21 protein-coding genes and 1 riboswitch are annotated in these 20,710 nt (G+C 38.0%); of the genes, 2 read left to right on the plus strand and 19 right to left on the minus strand.

Annotated features, from left to right (window positions below):
* Positions 1-28: 28 nt before the first annotated feature.
* The 9 genes from kamD to kal all read right to left on the minus strand — a co-directional run bounded on the left by kamD (position 29) and on the right by kal (position 9,277).
* On the minus strand, positions 29-1,576 hold the full coding sequence (kamD, locus tag HZI73_RS18000) for a lysine 5,6-aminomutase subunit alpha (RefSeq protein ID WP_212694758.1): 1,548 nt from the start codon (positions 1,574-1,576) through the stop codon (positions 29-31).
* Positions 1,577-1,680: 104 nt separating this feature from the next.
* Complete coding sequence (gene kamC / locus HZI73_RS18005) at positions 1,681-3,150, minus strand: lysine 5,6-aminomutase reactivase ATPase KamC (RefSeq protein WP_212694759.1); 1,470 nt, start codon at positions 3,148-3,150, stop codon at positions 1,681-1,683.
* Positions 3,128-4,180 (minus strand): lysine 5,6-aminomutase reactivase subunit KamB, encoded by a 1,053-nt coding sequence (gene kamB / locus HZI73_RS18010; protein ID WP_212694760.1) that lies wholly within the window; start codon positions 4,178-4,180, stop codon positions 3,128-3,130. Before kamB ends, kamC begins: the two co-directional genes overlap by 23 nt.
* Entirely contained in the window at positions 4,146-5,435 is a 1,290-nt protein-coding gene (gene kamA, locus HZI73_RS18015; RefSeq protein ID WP_212694761.1) for a lysine 2,3-aminomutase, read from the minus strand. The genes kamB and kamA overlap by 35 nt, the downstream gene beginning before the upstream one ends.
* A 161-nt stretch (positions 5,436-5,596) precedes the next feature.
* Positions 5,597-6,628 carry an L-erythro-3,5-diaminohexanoate dehydrogenase gene (gene kdd, locus HZI73_RS18020; RefSeq protein ID WP_212694762.1) on the minus strand — a complete coding sequence of 344 codons (1,032 nt, stop codon included), beginning with the start codon at positions 6,626-6,628 and terminating at the stop codon, positions 5,597-5,599.
* 19 nt (positions 6,629-6,647) lie between these two features.
* Positions 6,648-7,325 carry a 3-oxoacid CoA-transferase subunit B gene (locus tag HZI73_RS18025; RefSeq protein WP_212694763.1) on the minus strand — a complete coding sequence of 226 codons (678 nt, stop codon included), beginning with the start codon at positions 7,323-7,325 and terminating at the stop codon, positions 6,648-6,650.
* Complete coding sequence (locus tag HZI73_RS18030; RefSeq protein ID WP_281418807.1) at positions 7,315-7,974, minus strand: CoA transferase subunit A; 660 nt, start codon at positions 7,972-7,974, stop codon at positions 7,315-7,317. The genes HZI73_RS18025 and HZI73_RS18030 overlap by 11 nt, the downstream gene beginning before the upstream one ends.
* A 94-nt stretch (positions 7,975-8,068) precedes the next feature.
* Positions 8,069-8,887, minus strand: coding sequence for a 3-keto-5-aminohexanoate cleavage enzyme (kce, locus tag HZI73_RS18035; protein ID WP_212694764.1), 819 nt, complete (start codon positions 8,885-8,887; stop codon positions 8,069-8,071).
* Positions 8,888-8,896: 9 nt separating this feature from the next.
* Positions 8,897-9,277, minus strand: coding sequence for a 3-aminobutyryl-CoA ammonia lyase (kal, locus tag HZI73_RS18040; RefSeq protein WP_212698857.1), 381 nt, complete (start codon positions 9,275-9,277; stop codon positions 8,897-8,899).
* 113 nt (positions 9,278-9,390) lie between these two features.
* Positions 9,391-9,586: riboswitch (Lysine riboswitch) on the minus strand.
* A 576-nt stretch (positions 9,587-10,162) separates the two neighbouring features.
* On the opposite strand from kal, the gene HZI73_RS18045 reads away from it, so the two are divergent.
* A complete protein-coding gene (locus HZI73_RS18045) occupies positions 10,163-10,633 on the plus strand; it encodes a glutathione peroxidase (RefSeq protein ID WP_212694765.1) in 471 nt (156 codons plus the stop codon).
* Positions 10,634-10,820: 187 nt separating this feature from the next.
* Here the strand turns inward: HZI73_RS18045 and HZI73_RS18050 are convergent, their stop codons facing one another.
* Both HZI73_RS18050 and HZI73_RS18055 read right to left on the minus strand, forming a co-directional pair.
* Positions 10,821-11,324: an SEC-C metal-binding domain-containing protein gene (locus HZI73_RS18050; protein ID WP_212694766.1), complete on the minus strand. Its 504-nt coding sequence runs from the start codon at positions 11,322-11,324 to the stop codon at positions 10,821-10,823.
* A 76-nt stretch (positions 11,325-11,400) separates the two neighbouring features.
* A complete protein-coding gene (locus HZI73_RS18055) occupies positions 11,401-12,123 on the minus strand; it encodes a GntR family transcriptional regulator (RefSeq protein WP_212694767.1) in 723 nt (240 codons plus the stop codon).
* 296 nt (positions 12,124-12,419) lie between these two features.
* On the opposite strand from HZI73_RS18055, the gene HZI73_RS18060 reads away from it, so the two are divergent.
* Positions 12,420-12,929 carry an HD domain-containing protein gene (locus tag HZI73_RS18060; RefSeq protein ID WP_212694768.1) on the plus strand — a complete coding sequence of 170 codons (510 nt, stop codon included), beginning with the start codon at positions 12,420-12,422 and terminating at the stop codon, positions 12,927-12,929.
* A 32-nt stretch (positions 12,930-12,961) separates the two neighbouring features.
* Here HZI73_RS18060 and HZI73_RS18065 read toward each other — a convergent pair whose 3' ends face one another.
* The 8 genes from HZI73_RS18065 to HZI73_RS18100 form a co-directional block, all read right to left on the minus strand.
* Positions 12,962-13,330: a DUF1667 domain-containing protein gene (locus HZI73_RS18065; protein ID WP_212694769.1), complete on the minus strand. Its 369-nt coding sequence runs from the start codon at positions 13,328-13,330 to the stop codon at positions 12,962-12,964.
* A 4-nt stretch (positions 13,331-13,334) separates the two neighbouring features.
* Entirely contained in the window at positions 13,335-14,594 is a 1,260-nt protein-coding gene (locus tag HZI73_RS18070; RefSeq protein WP_330619579.1) for an NAD(P)/FAD-dependent oxidoreductase, read from the minus strand.
* A gap of 38 nt (positions 14,595-14,632) precedes the next feature.
* A complete protein-coding gene (locus tag HZI73_RS18075; protein ID WP_212694770.1) occupies positions 14,633-16,384 on the minus strand; it encodes an FAD-dependent oxidoreductase in 1,752 nt (583 codons plus the stop codon).
* A 241-nt stretch (positions 16,385-16,625) separates the two neighbouring features.
* Positions 16,626-17,507: an MBL fold metallo-hydrolase gene (locus HZI73_RS18080; protein WP_212694771.1), complete on the minus strand. Its 882-nt coding sequence runs from the start codon at positions 17,505-17,507 to the stop codon at positions 16,626-16,628.
* Positions 17,508-17,564: 57 nt separating this feature from the next.
* Positions 17,565-18,245, minus strand: a complete 681-nt coding sequence (locus HZI73_RS18085; RefSeq protein ID WP_212694772.1) for a TetR/AcrR family transcriptional regulator — start codon at positions 18,243-18,245, stop codon at positions 17,565-17,567.
* A 249-nt stretch (positions 18,246-18,494) separates the two neighbouring features.
* Positions 18,495-19,136, minus strand: coding sequence for a hypothetical protein (locus HZI73_RS18090; RefSeq protein WP_212694773.1), 642 nt, complete (start codon positions 19,134-19,136; stop codon positions 18,495-18,497).
* A 12-nt stretch (positions 19,137-19,148) separates the two neighbouring features.
* A complete protein-coding gene (locus tag HZI73_RS18095) occupies positions 19,149-20,042 on the minus strand; it encodes a transglutaminase-like domain-containing protein (RefSeq protein WP_212694774.1) in 894 nt (297 codons plus the stop codon).
* A 188-nt stretch (positions 20,043-20,230) separates the two neighbouring features.
* Positions 20,231-20,707: a methylated-DNA--[protein]-cysteine S-methyltransferase gene (locus HZI73_RS18100; protein WP_212694775.1), complete on the minus strand. Its 477-nt coding sequence runs from the start codon at positions 20,705-20,707 to the stop codon at positions 20,231-20,233.
* Positions 20,708-20,710: the final 3 nt, after the last annotated feature.

A 20,710-nucleotide genomic window follows, 5' to 3' on the forward strand; every position in this document is an offset into this window, starting at 1 on the left:
TATGATTCTATGAGCATTTGTGTATTCATTAATCCAACATCAAATCAATAAAAGGATTAAAGTAAGTATTCTCCTTCTGAACCACACCTTTTAGTCCTTTACCCCCATTCATGGGTCTTTTTACTCCTGCAAATATACCCTTTTCAAGGGTCTTAAAAAGCCCTTCTGATTGGATCTCTTTTAATAGCACATGGGTTTTGGTAAGTACTTCATTAGCTCTATTTTGTATGATACCACCCTCTTTAAACGTAATCTCATCTCCTAGAGAATGCATGTTGTTAAAGATGTACCTTGCGTTCTCAATAGACAGTGCTCTATCTGCCATAAATGGGGTATGGATAGCTTCTGTTAACATGCCAAGTAAGTGAATCTTCTGACCTGTCATAATGGATATCATATTAAACAATGTATTCTGCACATGACCTTTGAAGATATTACCCGTCATAAATTTTGTAGGCGGCATGTATTTTAGAGGTGCTTTGGGGAAAATCTCTCGGGCCATCTGTGCCTGAGCCAACTCCAGTAAAAAGCCGTCTTTGAGTTCCGGGGTCATTTCAAAAGCATGCCCAAGTCCCATTAACTCCTCTTTTAGACCAGATAATAGGGCAAATTGCTCGTTGATAAATTGAGAAGCAAGGACGGTATGGGCTTCTTCAACGGCATCAGCAGTGGTGAGATAATTATCTTCACCTGTATTAATAATAACGCCTGCAAAACCGTTAATGACTCTAGAAAAGTATTGATCAATCATGGTACGCTGCATATTGATATCCCGAAAGAGAATACCATAAAGGGCATCATTCAACATCACATCTAATCGCTCTATGGCACCCATAGCAGCTATTTCTGGCATACATAAACCGGAACAATAGTTACACAGCCTAATGTAGCGGCCTAACTCTTCTGATACCTGATCCAATGCCTCTCGCATTAGACGAAAATTCTCTTGTGTGGCATAAGTGCCTCCAAAGCCCTCAGTGGTCACACCATAGGGTACATAATCCAACAAGCTCTGTCCTGTTGTACGAATAACAGCGATGACATCTGCTCCCTGCTTAGCTGCTGCAACGGCTTGTGTTATATCTTCATAAATATTACCTGTGGCTACAATGACGTAGAGATAAGGTTCTGTCTTATCGCCGTAAGCATCAAGATAAGTATCTCTTTTTTGACTATTTTTTTGGATTTTCTCTACCATTTTTTTAGCACACTGGTTAATGGCAACTTTTATATCAAAAGCATCTTTCATGGGTAGATGCACAAGATCCAAATCACCTGAAGCTACTTTTTCCGCAACTTCTTGAGGTGTCAGATCATAAGTCATCATGGCGTTTCCAATATACATACTAGCTCCAAGACCTAAGCTGCCGCTTTCCATAATATGGTCCACAACAATATTTGGAAGAGGTACCATGGCCTCATTCACACCATCTATACCTAGAAGACGACATATGGTTCTTTCAACGGAAACCGTTGTATGTTTTTCAATAAACCTCTGGGTCTCATGGGCTATTTCTTTAGCAGCAGTTCTTGATTCTGCCACTAATGTCTCATTTAGATGTAATTTACTCGTCACACCCACCACCTGCTTTCATTCTCTTAATTTTAACCGATTATAGACGTTATGCATTTGGTTCTCTCTGAAAATGCTTTTTTTATTAGTATGGATAATTAAATCATTTATTCCATGTTTCCAAGCTCTCTGGCAATGGTAATAATACCTGCATCAAGCCCCAATAATTCGGCTACAGTTAACGCTTCCTGAGGCACACCAGCCTCTTCACTGACCCATTCCAAATTATAATTCATCTTATCTTGAATATGCCCAATAGCTTTTTCAGGATCACTGCCTATCATTGCTCTTAAAGCAGCTTTGTCCATATGCTTAAGTCCAATAACCTGATAATGGGTCATCCCCTTATCCACTATGCCATCATAGTGAGTCGCCAATAAACTAATGGCATGCTGCTCTTTAAGATACTTGCATAGTGCACGTACAAGCAATGCACCTTCATGGGGATTTGTTCCCCTTGCAAACTCGTCAAGAATTACGAAACTTTTCCCCTGCTTTATGCCCTCAACCATTGCGTTAATACGAAGTATCTCCGCCCCAAAGGTGCTAATGCCTCGGCTTATGGACTGCATATCATCAGAAACAAAACAAATATACTCAAATAACCCGAAGCGTAACTCACCAGCAAATACAAAGAACCCCATATGGGCAAGAAGGATATTGAGTATCATGGTTTTGAGTGCCACACTTTTGCCCCCCATATTGGCCCCTGTTAAGATGGTTACGCCTTCTACTAACTGCATGCTAATGGGTACAAAAGATTTCCCTCTTTTTTCAAGATAAGCCATGACTTCTGGGTGTCTTGCATCTTTTATCTGCACCTTTAGTCCATCTTCTATTATGGGTTTTGTTGCCTTATAGTGTATGGCTAACGCGCCTTTGGCTCTCAATAAATCCAAACGGCCAATGGTGTCCATATTATATAATAACTTGTTTTTAAAGGCATATATTTTAGCACTCAATTGTTTTCTAATGGCTGTTTCAAGCTTATCTTCCTGTACGACAAGTGCTAATCGCTGTTCTTTTAGAACCTCAATTTTTTGTGGATTATCCTCAGCGAATATCTCTTTTTCTATACGGATTTTCTCTTTTCTAATAGGGCTAAGCTCTGGGTCATAGTGGTCATAGATATAAAAACTCTGTATGCCCTTATTCTGTGGATCAAGGAGATCAATTAGGGCTTTCATACTCGTGAGTCTTATATCCGTTGATACTGTTAACTGCTTATAATAAGCGCTTATGTCCTCCATAAGCATGGCAACATGTTTAATCTCAAACAACGCCACATCATCAAGTACTTTTTGAACCGTAAAGTTTTTGATTAACAGCTTGACATCTTTTAATTTTGCCATGACAGTTTCTATGGAGGTCCATATATGTTTCTCCTTTAGTAAACTTTGCATCATGGTTTCAACATCATTTAACGCCTTGATTAAACATGCCTTTTCTTGGGGTTGATAGAGCTGTAACATTGATTTTGCATATTTTCCATAAGGCGATATAACACGTAGCTCATCTAAGATATAAGGGAGACCTACATCTTCACCTAAACGTTTATCCATTGCTTGTATGATCATCACCCCTTACTTCAAAATCACTGTCATAGACATTAAAAACAGGTACAGAAATACGTCCAGCCAATTCTTCTTTGAACGCTTTTGAATCAAACGTATAACCGTCAGGTGATACAGGATTAATGGAGACGCCAATAAGATTGATGGAGTGCAAGACGTCTATTCTTCCACCACTTTTCATAAACCGTTCATACAAGTCACAAGACAGCATTAACTTGGTTCCATCTTCAACGATTACCGTCATGGCTTTTTTGGTACCTGTCATGATTCGCTTTAACATATCATCCGTTAGAACCCCTCTAATCAGTATATATTTTGAACGGGCATGAAGCTGTTCAAGAATACTATCCATGGATGACAAGGCAGTTACCAGGGATAAGGGCTTAACATGATTGTCTTGGTCAATAATGATGACCTTCTTATCCTCATATTGCTGAGCAATTTCTCTTACGTTATCATCTTTTGTCATGGGTATGCTTAACAAACGAACAACATGAACGGTATCTTCTATTACCAGCCTCATGTCTTCATGAACAGAAGCCCCTGTACTGAGAATAGCGGCTTCAGTGATAGCTGGTGAAGCTGATGTCTTTCTTGATATAGCGCCATCACATAGCACGGTGGTACACCCTAAGGAAATCAGTGTATCATAAAGTTTTTGAAGCTGTTGATTAACGGATGGCCCTGCCAATTCAATGTACCCATCAGTTAAGGCTTTGACAATGATAATTTCCCCCATAGGTGTATTCATACCTGTCGTTGCCATGATATCCAACGTTATATCACTCATGCTTACACATTGGTGAGCCGTTGCCATGATGGTGCCGCTGTACACCCATATTCGGGGTTTTTTAGTCCCTGTAACAACGTCTATAGCCTCGCCATCTCGGCCAATAGAAGTAAGGCCAAGTGTACATGTACCCCTAGCCTTATTTAATAAAAAATTAAGCAAAGTGGTTTTACCCACATTCTTCCCCATACCTATAATGGCAACACTTTTATAATCCGTTAGCTTGCAAAGCAATCTTTTCATCCTGAACATACCCTCTTAATTTTCTCTCTAAACCTTCAGGCTCCATCATGGACTTTTCATTACAGGATAGCAAACCAGCAACTCCTACAAGATGGCGGGAGGCTTCTCCACGACAGACCTCACACTGACATCCCGGTTCATAATGTTCAGGTTCTTTATAGGTGGTAATAACCCCCTCAAAATTCCTAAGCACCACTTTTTGATGGCCATGGGATATGAGGTAATTGGGCATAACGGGTGTTTTGCCTCCTCCACCTGGAGCATCAATGACATAGGTCGGTACACAAAAACCTGATGTATGCCCACGAAGTCCTTCCATAATTTCAATACCCTTAGCCACAGAAGTTCTAAAATGTTCAATACCTGCTGTCAAGTCACACTGATAGAGATAATAGGGCTTTACTCTAATTTTCACTAACTCGTTTACCAGTTTTCTCATGACATGGACACAATCATTCACACCTTTTAGCAAGACGGATTGATTACCAAGGGGAATCCCTGCGTTGGCTAACTTTTCACAAGCATTTTTTGATGCCACTGTGATTTCATTTGGGTGATTAAAGTGAGTATTCACGTAGATAGGATGGTATTTTTTTAACATGTTTACAAGATCATCTGTAATCCTTTGAGGCATCACCACGGGTGTTCTTGTACCGATACGTACCACTTCTACGTGAGGGATAGCCCTTAATTTTTTTATGATGGCTTCTAGTTTATCATCGGACATGAGCAGTGCATCCCCACCCGATAAAAGAACATCCCGAACACTAGGGGTATCTGCAATATACTGAATTGCCCGGTCTACACGACTGGTTGGAAGTGCCTCATCCTGATGTCCAGCAAAACGTCTTCTTGTACAATGACGACAATACATGGCACATTGGTCTGTAATAAGCAATAACACTCTATCTGGATAACGATGAACCAAACCTGGAACTGGTGAATGGGCATCTTCTGATAAAGGATCAATAAAATCCATTTTGGTTGTATGCAGTTCGAGGCTCATTGGTACTGCTTGCTTACGTACTGGATCATGCTCATTATGTTGATCAATCAGCGATAAATAATATGGTGTAATTGCCATTCTTAAGGATTGGAGACAACGTTTAATCCCTTCTTCTTCCGATGCATTAAGTGGTAAATATTGCTTAAGGTCTTCTAGTTTCTTGACCCTGTTTCGCATCTGCCACTTCCAATCATTCCAGTCTTCGTCGCTCACGTGACTATAATATGCATGCTTTTTACTATTATTCATTTCACACCCCGCTATTATCATTATTTTTTAAAGTATTAAGAACGCTACCTGCATATGTTGAATGGACACACCTACTTCACCCTTGCCCATTCAACATACCTCCTCTGTTATGGTTACATATTTTTAATCTTTACAGGGTTTCTTATACGTTCGCATTTAGCTTATAGGTATAATTTTTCAAAAATATCACGAATCACTTTGGATTCACGTAAATCATCTAACGTAATGTCTGCATGGTTTAGAGAATAACCGTTACCAATAATCATATGCACGTCTTTGCCAACGCCCTCAGCACCAAGAGCCGCTTTTGTAAAACTTGTTGCCATGGAGAAGAAATAGACAATACCTTCTTCACGAACGGGTAAAATCGTAGACATTTCTGTATTGGGTACATTCACACAGTTAATGGCCACATCAATTTCTTTGCCATTTGTCACGTTTAGGACTTCTTCTAATGTTTGAATAGGATTGGTTGCATCGGCAATAATCACGTCATGGCATAAACCTGTTTCCTCTAAGAATTTTTTCTTATTTTCACTTCTTACAAGACCAATAACCTGACCTTCTTCACCTACTTGCTTCTTAGCTTCATAACAGCATAATAAGCCAGATTTACCATTGGCTCCAAGAACAAGAACCGTCTGCCCTTTTTTCACAAGCTTTCTTGTTTGAGCTGGTGCACCTGCTACATCAAGGGCTGCTAGTGCTAAGGTTTCTTCCATATCATCAGGCAATTTAGCATAAATACCGCTTTCAAATAAAACGGCTGTTCCAATAATCTCAACCCGATCAATACCCATTTTAATAGCAGTAATTTCTTCTATTTTAAGGGGCGTCAACGTAAGCGAAACTAAAGATGCAATCTTATCCCCCACTTTTAGAGCCCGGTCTGTTAAGTCTTTTCCAATGGCTTTGATTGTACCGATTAACATACCGCCTGAACCTGTGACAGGATTCTGCATCTTGCCTCGTTCATTCACAATGCCCATAATCATGGCTTTTATCTTTTCTTCGTCGCCTCCACAAGTCTCTTTAATTTGTGTAAAACTGGCTGAATCAATGTTCAATGCTTGAACCTGTATTAACATCTCATTATCAAAAATGGTCATATCGTTAGATATTTTTTGTGCTGCTTGTGGTAATACCCCCTTAGGTTCAATCACTCTATGTGTGCCATATTTGCAACCTCTCATCTTTTCATCATCCTTTCACCTAAATATTTATTTGAACATCCATTATGTTTAAATCTTCAGCCACTGTTAATGCACATCCAGTAGCTTCTTGGACATCCTCTATGGTCACATCTGGATGAATCTCTTGGAGTACCAACCCATCCGATGTCACTTTCATCACACCAAGTTCTGTCACGATCAAGTCCACTACACCTTTTGCAGTCAAAGGTAGTGTACATGCTTCAAGAATCTTATGTTTCCCCTTAGCCGTATGTAACATAGCAATAATAACTTTCTTAGCACCAGTAACTAAATCCATGGCGCCACCCATACCTGGTACAAGTTTTCCAGGTATAATCCAGCTGGCTAGATTACCTTTTGCATCCACTTGTAAAGCACCAAGAACGGTTAAATCCACATGACCGCCCCGAATTAAACCAAAAGACATAGCCGAATCAAAATAGGCGCCATTAGGAAGTATGGTTACAGGGTCACCACCAGCATTAATGATACGTTCATCTTCTTGTCCTTCTGCTGCTACTTTGCCCATGCCTACCATACCGTTTTCCGATTGAAAAATGACTTCAACGCCTTCTGGAATATAGTTAGCAACTTTTGTGGGAAGGCCAATACCCAGATTCACTAGCTGACCATGTTGTAATTCCTTTGCAACCCGACGAGCAATGATTTGTTTACCTAGATTCTTATCAATCATCATGCCCCCCCTTTATGATATAGTCTACTAACACCCCTGGTGTCATAATGTATTCTGGGTCAATATCACCTGGTTCAACCAATTGGTCCGCTTCCACAATAACATGTTTCGCTGCCATAGCTATTATGGGATTGAAGTTCCTTGTTGTACCTTTGTATAAAGTATTGCCAAAGGAATCCACCACACTGCCACTTAAAATGGCTATATCCGCTTTTAAAGGCATTTCAAGTAAATAGTCTTTATCATTAATGGTCATCACTTCTTTTCCTTCAGCTACCATGGTACCAACCCCTGTCGGTGTCAGCACACCGCCTAAGCCATAGCCTCCTGCTCGAATTCTCTCTACCAGCGTACCTTGAGGGACTAATTCAACCTCCATGTCACCACTATTCATTAATTGACCGGTCATTGGATTGGTTCCGATATGGGATGCAATCACTTTTTTTACCTGCCGATTAGCGATCAGCCTGCCTGTTCCCTTATCTACAAAACTGGTATCTGAACTGATAATGGTCAGATCTTTGATACCTTGTTCAATGATAAAGTCAATCATTTTCTCCGAAGTACCGCAAGCCAAAAAACCTCCAATCATGATAACCAATCCATCTTGCATCAATGGTATTAGGTCCTGTTTACCCACTACTTTACTCACGTACTCACCTTCCCCCGTTATATTTTTTTAAATTAGCAGTACATGCAACACATGCCATAACTACCGTAATCTTTAAAAATTTTACTTTCTCTATCTATGATAAACCCAGTATACATCGGGCTTCTTCTGGTGTTGCTATTTCTCTGCCTAAGGCTTCAGCTATACGTACAATTTTCTCAACTAATTCCCCATTGGACTTAGCTAAAACACCCTTTTTTAGATAGAGATTATCTTCAAACCCTACCCTTACATGACCACCCATAACCATGCTTAATGTAGCCATACTTATTTGATGTCTTCCTATACCTGTTACGGTATATGTGGCATCTGTTGGTATACTTCCTGCTAAAAACACCAGGTCCCTTGGTGTAGCTGCAATCCCTCCATTAACGCCAAGAACAAAATTGAAATGGAGAGGTACTTTGATGTATCCTTTTTTATGTAAACGAAGTGCCATATCCACCATACCTTTGTCAAAAACCTCCAACTCAGGCTTAATGCCCATCTTATTCATGGTATTGGCAAATTCAATAATGGTATTTTCTGTGTTAACAAAAATATCATCCCCGCCAAAATTACATGTACCACAATCCAAAGATGCCATTTCTGGTTTTAATAAAGTAGGTTGAAGTCTTTCTTCGTTACTCATCCCAACAGCCCCGCCTGTTGAAGGTTGGATAATCACATCCGGACAGGCTTCTTTAATGGCTTTTATACATACTTCAAAACGTTCTTTGTCCTGTGTGGGTGTACCATCATCTTCACGCACATGTAAGTGAATAATGCTGGCACCTGCATGGTATGCCGATTTTGCCTCTCTGACAATTTCTTCTACCGTATAAGGAACACTTGGATTTTGCTCTTTGGTCACTTCAGCTCCACATATCGCTGCTGTAATCACTAACTTCTCCATATAACACCCCTACTTTCTTTGCTTATCTTTTGGAACAACACAGGTTCCACTGGCTTTACACACAATGACGGGTTCTTCCAATACATCAGCTGCTGAATCATTAACATCAGGTCTAAGAGCAATGACTTTTTTAGCTACAAAGGTCATTTTTCGTGAGGAATTGCCACATGAGGTTATCTCTCCCTCACATTCTATGTAATCTCCAGCATAGACTGGTGCTAGAAATTCTACGTTGTCATAAGCTCGAAATAAGCCTTCATCGCCATCGTGACGTATGAGCAATTCTGTTGCAACATCCCCAAAAAGCTGTAACATCTTAGCACCATCCACTAAATTTCCTCCATAATGTGCATCATGCATGCTCATGCGTAAACGTATGGTTACCTTCATATCCTTCACCCTTTCCTTCTTAAGATTAAAGACTGTTTTAAAGACAAAAAAACACTGAAAATAAAATTTCAGTGCATAAATAAAAGCCATTTATGTATGAAATCTTATTTCATAACATAAATAGCTCTCCATTATCCTATTGGCTATCAATCATAGGTTGATGGCAGTGATAAGGCATTATTCTTATCACCAAGCGTATACTTATGAACCCGTATACCCTTTCGGCAAAGTGACCCTTCGTCTTTAATTTCAGAGGTTCATCTCCTTAGCACTTAAAGACTACCCTTCCTTTGCGCCTCTATTCATGGTTATATTCACTTATAAATCATGGTATATAATAAATTATATTAGTTAATATAACGGTTATGACTTTATATTAGCATTTTCTATTTTTATATTCAATTATTTGTCAATTACTTCTATTATTACTAATAATTTTGAAATAATTTTTATTTTTATTTAGCAAATATTCAATTCGCTTTATATTCTATAACTGTGGAGGTCTATGGATTCCCCATCTCTTTTCTAAACGATCTTTACTAAATTAATTGTAATAAACCTATTTCTTAATATTCATATGTTGTCAGGTATCCTGGATAAACACAATTATTTTTATCAATTATCACTTGACAATTATTATTATATAATATATTATATTATTAAATAAACACATAAACTCTTTACTTAGCTATCCTATTATGTCATTTAGACCTACATAATACATACATAATCCATTCATAGAACAAAGCGACTATGTCGCGTTTTGCGAAGCAAGTTGTTTCGTTAGGAAAGTTTCCTTAGCACAAATGAGAACGCTTCTATCTCATTTGTTAAATTAGAACTTTCCTATAAGATGAATAAGAAAATAAAGTTAGAGGTGATTATATGTCAATATACGATTTTAATGTAGAGACTATTCAAGGGGATCAAGTATCTCTGGAAACTTATAAGGGAAAGGTTATCCTTATTGTCAATGTAGCCAGCAAGTGTGGCTTTACAAAACAATACGACGGCTTAGAAAAACTCTATGAGGCATATCAAGATAAAGGATTCGTTATTCTTGGATTCCCTTGTAATCAATTTAAGGAACAAGAACCTGGCAGCAATGAAGAGATTCAAGAGTTCTGCCGACTGAACTTTGGTGTGACTTTCCCAATGTTTGCAAAAATAGATGTCAACGGTGATGAAGCGCATCCACTTTATCAATACCTTGTCAAAGAAACAGGTGGGAAAAAAATACCTTGGAATTTTACTAAGTTTTTAATTGGACCTGATGGTCAAATTGTTAATCGCTATCATCCAATGAAACGTCCTAAGAACCTTGTAAAAGAGGTGGAAAAATTATTAAACCAGTAATGTGTTAGACACGCAATACATGTTGTTAAAATAGCCTCCTCTATTTTATACACATAAATAAAAGGAGCTATCTTATTTCACAGAGGTATGGATAATTTCATACTCATGTGACAGTGAGGTGGCTTCTTTTTAACATGACTAATCATAAAACAAACACCCTGCATTTCTCTAGGGTGTTTGCCTATTGCTATTGTTTATTTAAACAACATTGTTTATATTTTTTACCACTGCCACATGGGCAAGGTTCATTACGTCCAATTTTCTTACCTTTTACAACAATCTTTGTTTGATTGTAGGACTTTTTAATCTCTTTTCGCTTTTGCTCTGTTAAAATTGTGTCCCACTGAGGAAGCGTATATAACCAGTCTGCTTTTGCATCAAGCATGTTGTAATATAACTTCTCCATATCTATAGCTAAGTCCAAAGGACTTTCTTCCGTTAGACTATCTAAATCCAGTGTATTGACTAAACTTGTGTTAATGCCATCTAAGAAACCTGCAAATGTAACCAAGTCCATGTTAAAAAGCTCTGCAAGTTCAGCAAAAGTCCCGCTAATTTTCTCATCTTTGTTCTCTAAGATATGCTCATAATTCTTCTGCTCTTTTGCTAAGTAATCACTCCAAAAAGCGTCATATTCTTCCTGTGTACGTTCTACATAGGCAATATCTTTCCATTGTTCATATAAAGTCAAGCTTATTCATCCTTTCAGTATTAAGTTCATGCCCCCATTATAACACTTCATTCTACAGAATGAAACATGTTTTTATTTACACAAACTTATCAAGACCAATTTGACTAAGCTCTTCACCACAAACAAAGGTTAAGTGATAGAGTATGTCTTGATTAGCATTGATATAAACGATACGATTGGATACCAGCATCATACTGCTATCACCTAATTCTAAAAGCTGCTTACCTTCTCCGGAAGCTTCAACCAGTTCCATGTCCATGTTCATTTTACTTACTGTTAATTGACAGTCATGGAATAGGTAGTGAGAGATCCCTTGAGTAAAATCAAAATCTTGATAGCGTGTATGTGCTTCATAAACGAAGTGAAATATCTCTAAACCAATGGGCTGATTCTTCATCATACGTATGCGTTTAACAAATAAGCATGGTGTACCTGCTTGAATACCCGTTTCCTTGGATGTAGCCTGATCCATGATTTTTTCTTCAACTGCTAACACTTTTGTGTGTATATCCAATCCTCTCATTTTAATAAAATAAGTCAGACTAACAAAGGGTTCAATGGATATACCAACTTCCTTCTGGGCCACAAACGTACCAATGCCTTTTTTTATATATAAATAGCCCTCATCAATAATGAGTCGAATGGCTTCTCGAATGGTTCCTCTCCCTGCTCCATATTCCTCCATAAACTTCACTTCTGAAGGAATCTTTTCATTTTCTTTCCATACACCTTCGCGTATTTTGTGAATAATGTCATCTTTTATCTGTATATATACAGGTATTGATGGGTTATATTGCATGTTACGACCTCCTATACATATTGGTAATCCATTAATAATAAAAATCAATGATGTACCAATTTATCGGACCATAGCAAGATTTTTCCATGGACAACCGATAATAGATAAGAGTATTTTACCACATTTCATGGATGGATGTCTATTCGCTTTCAGACCTGAGCCCTTATTCAATCACGGGTTACCAGTTGAAAGTTTTCATGGGTTGTAATACAATAGTCATACACATTGTTGACGTATTCACTTAAAATAGTATGAGTAAGGAATAATGACTTACACATGATCTAAGGAGGAAGAGCATGAGTATCATCAATCATTTACTGCAAAAAATGACAGCCTACTACGCGGGCGATCCTAAACGCATCCATCATTTTATAAAAGTTCACAGTTTTTCTAAACAAATAGGCGAACTTGAACAATTAGATAAATCTACTCAATTTGTTTTAGAAATAGCCTCTATTGTCCACGATATAGGGATTAAAGTTGCAGAAGAGAAGTACGGGAAATGCCATGGGAAACTTCAAGAAGAGGAAGGACCTGCTGTGGCGAAAGACATGTTAACTGTATTAGGTGTAGATGCTTCCATTATAGCACGGGTTTGCTACCTGGTAGGACATCATCATACCTATGCCCATATAGACGGTATGGATTATCAGATATTAATTGAAGCAGATTTTCTTGTGAATATGTTTGAAGATGATTTCAGTAAGTCTGCAATCACTGCCACATACGGTAATATTTTCAAAACGGCATCAGGAAAACGGATTTGCAAAAATATGTATGCCATTCATGAACAGGAATCTTCATGAGAAAACTACCAACTAAGCTGGTAGTTTAGAGTTTAATCATTAATCAATGGCTCTATACCTCTAGATGCAACAATATTTACCCCTGTATGACAGATATCTTCTACCACAATGTCGCCTCGTTTAATAGGAGCCTTTATGGAGAGTTCATAAAGAGCCTGCAGGCACTGGTGTAATTGTTCCTTAGGTATCTCACCCTTACTGATAACGGGTAATCTTTTATGTAGGCTGCCTTCAATTTTCACAGTAGTTGTCAGTATCCGCATGGGTCTTGTATATTCTTTTTCACCAAATTCAAGCCCTCTTTTACACTGATTTCCTGTAACCTTGATCTGATGATTTTCTTCATCAACTGTCAGGGTGCATCCTACAGGACAAACGATACATGTAAATTCTTGCTTCATCCTTTCACCCTCTTTCTATAGCCATGGTGATATCACCTTTATCGCTTATATCTTCTTTTTTAATGTTAGACACGACCATTTCAGGTGGTGATACGATGTTTAGTTTTTTATGCAAGCATACCCGATCATTCATCGTACCATGGATGTAAACTTTTTTCATTTCTTCCCTTACACGCATATAAACTGTTAAGTGGTTTTCTAAATTATTTTTTCTAAAACGTTGGGGTACAACTAAGTTAATCAAGTTGGTGGAATGTATCATCTGATAGTGTGTGTCTTGATTAAGCTTGCCTTGTAAATACTTAGCTGCACCTCTCCCAGCGATTTCTCCTGTTATGGATACATCGTCAACTAAGTCATATACCGTCACCACGTTTCCTGCTGCAAACACACCTTCTACCGATGTCATAAAACTCTCATCCACAACGGGTCCTTTTGTCTTAGGGTCTATTTCTATACCCATCTTTGCTGACAACTCGTTTTCAGGTATAAGACCTACGGCTAATACCAAAAGGTCACATGGGATGTATCGTCTGGTTCCTTCTATTGGCTGCCTTTTATCATCCACTGCAGCTACGGTTACACCTTCAAGTTTATTATTGCCATGAATATGTACCACTGTTGTTGAAAGATGCATGGGAATATCATAATCTATCAGGCATTGGCTAATATTACGCTTAAGACCTCCTGGGCTTTTCATAATCTCATAGACTCCTTCCACACTTATCCCTTCTAATGTCATGCGTCTTGCCATAATGAGCCCTATATCACCTGAACCCAAGATGACCGCTTTTTTACCAGGTAAATAGCCTTCAATGTTAATATAACGTTGTACTGTTCCTGCGGTCAATACACCACTAGGTCGTGTTCCCCAGATAAATACTTGTGAGCGGGTTCTTTCACGACAACCCATAGCAAGAATAATTGTACCGCATTGCAGCTTGAGCATCCCTTCTTCTGCATTCATGGCGAAAACCGTTTTATCCTTAAGTATATCAATAACCGTGGTCTTTAATTTCACATGAATGTGATGAGCTTTTACCTGTTGGATGAAGCGCTCTGCATATTCACAGCCCGATAGACGTTTTCCAAACCGATGAAGACCAAAACCATCATGAATACACTGCTGTAGAATCCCGCCTAATTCAACATCACGTTCCATAATCATGACTTCCTGGACACCTTGTTTCTTGGCTTCTAACGCTGCTGCAAGACCAGCTGGACCTCCACCAATAACCAGTACATCAATTGTTATATGTTTCACATGACTCCCTCCAAACACACCAAGATGGCAACATCTGCTTACCTTCTATTATCCTTTTGAAGCACATAGGAATTTGATCCTTTTAATGTAATCTCTATGGGTTCCTTGTGTAATTCTCTCGCTAATATTTGAAGCACTTTTGGTCCACAAAATCCACCCTGACATCTTCCCATGCCTGACCTTGTTCTTCGCTTAACAGCATCCAAAGTGGTTGCAGGAATCAGACCATGTATGGCATCCACAATTTCTCCCTCTGTAATGAGCTCACAACGGCATATAACATGACCATATAAAGGATTCTTTTGAATAAGGGCATCCTGTTCCTGATGACTCATATGGCGAAATTTTCCCCTTGGCTTGCGTATAGGATTGTAATGGACATTTTTATGTAAACAACCTTGATCTTTTTTAATCATGTCTTCTACCATTTCTGCAATGGCCGGTGCAGAAGCTAACCCTGGGGACTGGATACCTGCAACATGTATGAAGCCATCTACTTTTTCAGACATACTAATGATAAAGTCCTCTTTATAGTCTGCAGCCCGAACACCTGCAAAAAAAGTGATAATTTCTGATGGCTTAACATTCGTTGTTACATGATTGCCAAGAGCATGTATGTAATCCATATCGGTACGTTCAACACTTTTATCTTCTTTGTCAGGAATTTCTTTGGCTGTTGGCCCCCATAAAAGGTTGCCTTCTGGTGTCATACAAGCACCCCCTCCTTTTGAATGTTGTTTCTTTCCTCTTGTTCGTGAAAAGGAAACAAGGGGTCGATTGAAGTAACCTTTTCTACTCTTATCAAATATGGCAATAGCACCACGTCTTGGATGAATGGTATAGAAGCGATCACCTGCCATCTCTGCTATATGGTCTGCATATACACCAGCGCAATTAATGACGTACTTACTTCTAATCACTTCTTTATCGGTCATTACACCTTTTACCTGTCCATGTTCTGTAAGTACATCGATAACTTCTGTATCTAACATGTAGGAAACACCATTCATGACAGCATTTTCTGCTAAGGCTAAGCAAACGTCATAAGGTTCCACAATAGCCATGGTGGTCATCAATAGAGCTCCACAAGGTTTACCTTCTATGTGAGGTTCCAGTTTTTGAACTTCTTGACCACTTAGCCATTTAAGACCAGGAACTTTCATGGCTTGCCTAAGGGGTTTAAAGAGATAACCTAACCGTGTTATCTTCATAAATTGAAGAAGCTTCAAAAGGTACCACTCTGATTGATGATAAACAACACCAAGAGAACCTGTTCTATTACATGCAAAGTGCAGTTCTTCTGCCCATTTTGTGTACATGGCATTTCCTTTTATATTTAATTTAGCTTTTAATGTACCTGGTTTAGCAATAAGACCGGGATGAATATTACCATTATTAGCTTTGGTGGCCCCTTCGGCAATATCACTGTTTTTGTCGACAACAATGATGTCTAATTGATACTTGGATAAAGCTCTTGCAATAGCACATCCTGTAATACCAGCACCGATGATAACCACGTCGCATGTTCTTACATGACCAGATGCTTTAACCTTCCTGATTTCTTCTGATCGATCTTTTTTAGGAATCGTTATGCCCTTGACGGTTATGTCATTCACCACATTTTTAATCCCTTTTACTTTTGCCGCAATATGCCCAATATCGACTACATGCTGCCACTGATCCACTTCACCACGAAGGGTTACAATCCCTTCCTTAGAAAGTTCAATATGAATCGTATAATGTGCTAGTTCCTCATGTGATTGGATGGCTTTCAGAATCTTATTTTTCATATCTTCTCTCCATTCATCATGTTTCATTGTTACAGCCATTATGATACTCATATTCCCGATACGAAGAATAGGATAGGAAAAGTATAATAGAAAACGCTTCATAACGACCGGACGTCCATACGTCTATACTATATTTTACAAAGGTATTTGTCAAGAGGTTACAAAAAAAAGACATCCTAAAATTAGGAAGCCTTTTGGTATCTCTATGCCATAAGCTGATTTCTTTTAATATTATGAGGTATTATATTGTAATCTCATCCTTATATGTCATAATCAAGCACGTGATTCCTAACTTCTCTACTTCTCTTTTAAAGTTCTCATCATCTGCTTTATTCATATGCTTTCTCCATAAAAAGCCATTATTATAGTGACAAGGAATAACCACCTTAGGCTCTATGCGTTTGATTGCTTCTAAAGCCTCTTTTTCTCCCATGGTATTCTTATAGATATTTCCACCAATAGGAATCATTAATACATCAGGCTTTAATGATTCCCATCCTTTCTGTAGGATGGTGTCACCAAGGTTAACAACTGTTCTGCCACCTATGGTGATTTTATATCCCACTGACCCTCTTGCAAAATCAATATTATCTTTTTCAAGGCGTATTAATCCGAATAAAAATTTGAGGGTTCCATGATTACGTACGGTTATCCTATATTTCTTCTCTGTAATCTTGAAGGATGCTACATAGATGGCATGCCCACCTTGGTTACGATTAACCAATACATTTTTCGTTTCCAATAATCCACAACCAAGTTTAACGTTCAAAGGACCATGACATGTATTGAGCCCTTCCACTTTTAACCCCTCGAAATCGATTACACCACCTGCTGTTATCTTATGGACATCCTTAACGCCATCCGATAAAAACACATCTTCCAGCTCTTTTTCACAGATGACTTTTGCTCCTGCCTTCTTTGCAATAGATGGCGCATATGCAAAGTGATCCGGATCACCATGAGTAACTAAAACATGGGTGATTCCTTCCCATTCTGTTTTGGGAATCAAGCTGTTAAATTTTGTCCAATATAGATTTCGTCCAGGGTCAATGACGACCTTAATGTCATCATGTTGGATGATAAATGCATTATAAGCGTAATGTTTAATGTTTAGGTTTCCCATATTTAACCTCCTTAGGATAAATGATAACTACACAACCACTTAACCTTTGTTAAATGCTTACAAAATCTCTAAACGCTTTAGTGTTGCTGGTTGATAAAGCTTTCCACTTACATTACAATTCAAAATAAAGCCAATGATCTTTTCACTTAACATGATTTTGTCCATGAGTTTTTTTCTATTAGTTTCCTTGTGGTCTGATAAAAGATATACCCCAATTTCTTGATTTAGCGCCATGGTAATCGTAAGGATATGATAAGCAACGGCATGATGAGAATCTACATAAAAATCTCCAGCTGTCACTCCTTCTAAGATAATTTCTTCAAAGATTGGTAAGCTTACTTCAAATGCCTGTTTCATTAATGCTGTTAAAAAGAGTTTATTATCTTCACGATACATTATTTTTAATAGATCATCTAACCCTTTTCCATAATCTGCTTTCATATAGCCAACAGACTGATAGAGCCTAACCAATTTTTCCACTGCACCCAGTTCCTTCTCCTGCAATATACTTTGCATCGTTTCAAGAATGGGACTATAAGCGCAATGAACAACATGGTTAAACAACTCTTCTTTGGACTTAAAATAATGAAAGAAAACCCCTTTGGCCATGTTCATTTTACGTAACAAATAATTGACACTTAACTTTTGGGCACCCTCTTCTAAAAGTATCTGGAGAGCTGTTTGGCTAATAGCTAATCGCTTCTTGTTATATGCTTCATCGCTTCTTGTTCTGGACATTTTATCTCCCTCATTATAAAGGTTCATGTATTTAATAGACCACCAGTCTAATTATAATTTCATTATAGACCATCAGTCTATTATTGTCAATATGAATATCTTTTTTTATGGTTTTATATACAAAAAAAGGCTGTCTCATCAAAGCAAAATAACGTCCATTTCGTAGGCACCTATAGGAGGTTAAGCTTTCTAGGTACCAGAAACTTCTGGCAGATAAAATTGCTTTTATGAGACAGTCCCGGTTCATAATTAGATGTTATATTTTTTTCTTAGTTGTCTTGCTTTTTTCTTTGTCTTACCGCTTATGCTATCGGATGCTTGAATTATAAAATTGTCCAATCTTTCTTTTTGATCAATCGTATCATAGACCATTTCAAAGACATTCAACACCTCATATTTAAGTAATTCTTTTTGCTTTTCAGGATAGGAACACTTATTGTCCATATCCAATAGCGTTTCTATAATATGCTCCCTCAAATCTTTTCTATTATTGACAATTCTCTTTAAATGCTGTACGCAGCATTCTCCTGTCATAAATTTCTCATCATCTATATGCGCTAAATAGGTGTTAAGAAGTCCATCCATTAAACGCTCCCTATCGCATGTCATTAAATGTGCAATGAGGGTTAATCCAATACTTCGATGGTAAGAGTTCTTATGATGGATTAAACCTGCAAAATCATCCCAATAAGAATAAAAAAGCTCAGGCTCTAATTCACTTGCTAAAGAGAGGATGTAATAACAATGATAATAAACCATGATGTCATTGTTGTGTAATAACTCCTCTACAATAAAATGCCTAAAACCCCCATCTTGGATGGTTTGCTTAGCAAAATAAGGCACATCTAGATGTTTATCTCTAATTTTTTCTAAAAGTGCATGTTTGTCCATTTTTCTATCCTCTTACGCCAATGATTTCAGAACAGCATCATGTATTTTTAGTCCTGCTAATTTCTTAGATAAGGAAGCTGGTGTAAGGTTGGGTTTAACTAAGTATGCTGCAATATCATCGAGTAATGTGAGCTCATCTTCGTCTATACTGCTGTTTTCTCTACCCATTGCACCCCAACAGTCCCAAGCCAAGGGCTCAATTTTGTTTAAGCATAATAAATCTCTTATCATATTATCACGTACAAACCATAAACCTTTTAAGTGAGGTTCATACGTACCATAGTTATTTGAATCATGTCCCTTTTCCCTACAATTTATCCAAGCTTCTGCTCCTGTTATAAAGTACTCTTTTTGTACATCATAGGGGTTCAAGTCAAGCTGAAGCAGTCCCTCACTTAATTGAGGCGGTAATAGCTCCTTCCTATAATGGATCTGGCTCATCCATGGGTCAACCCTCATCCAACGGTTCTCTGATTGTGACCAATATTCACAAACCCAGTGATCATGGTATTTCTGGGGTACAAAAAAAGTACCAAATCCTGACCGCAATCTTGCTGGTATATGATGATGCCTTAACACGGAACATAGCATCAGACATAAATCTCTGCAATTACCTAATGTTATTTTCTCAAAACTTCTTTTGGCTAAGATACTTGAATCGTCTCTATCTACTATCTTTTTTAGTCTGTTTTTTATGTCTCTTATCTGAACGTCTTCTAGGTGTATGGAAGGTACGTTGACGAACCCCATATTGGGTAAAAAATCAATTAACACTAATTGGTGAATAGACTCACATAACTGTTTTATATGGACTGGCAGCTCTCCTAATAAGGTTACATATTCACCTGGTGATGATACCAATCCCTGTTCACTATAATACACTAAATTTTTTTCTAATTGCATCATAAGCCTCCTCTTTACTAAATGTAATTCATGGCTTATTGTATCAATAGATATATGACAACTGTTTGTCATATTAGCAAAGCATTATATTAGCTAAAAACAGGCTTGTTTATGATGCATCCAAATATAGATAACAAAAGTTTGTTCTAGGTGATAAGCTACTGTTTCATTGACGATATGCATCATCTTCTCTAATGAGATGCTTCAAAATGAATTAATTTTTCTTTTATGTTTAACCCATGTGCAAATCCTGTTAACTTGCCATTAGAACCAATGACACGATGACATGGTACAATTAAGGGTATGGGGTTCTTACTATTGGCCAAACCCACTGCTCTTGAAGCTTTGTCATTACCAATATGTGCAGCTACATCTTTATAGGTCCATACTTCACCAAACGGTATTTCTCTTAGGGCTTGCCAAACCTTCTTTTGATAAGCTGTTCCTTTGGGATTCAGCTTAATATCAAAATCCTTTTGCTCACCTTTGAAATAAGCTTCAATTTGCTGAACGACTGAAGCAAAAAATGCATCATCTCTAACCCATGCTTCACTGATATCAAAAGTCCGTTTCCCTTCACCTGTATTGAGATGCAGATGGGTCAATCCTTCTTCATCACCCACCAAAATAATCTCACAAAATCGCGTATTAAATCGGGTATAGTACATGCT

Origin of the sequence: Vallitalea pronyensis (assembly GCF_018141445.1) — a bacterium.
In the GTDB taxonomy this organism is placed as follows: Bacteria; Bacillota; Clostridia; order Lachnospirales; family Vallitaleaceae; genus Vallitalea; species Vallitalea pronyensis.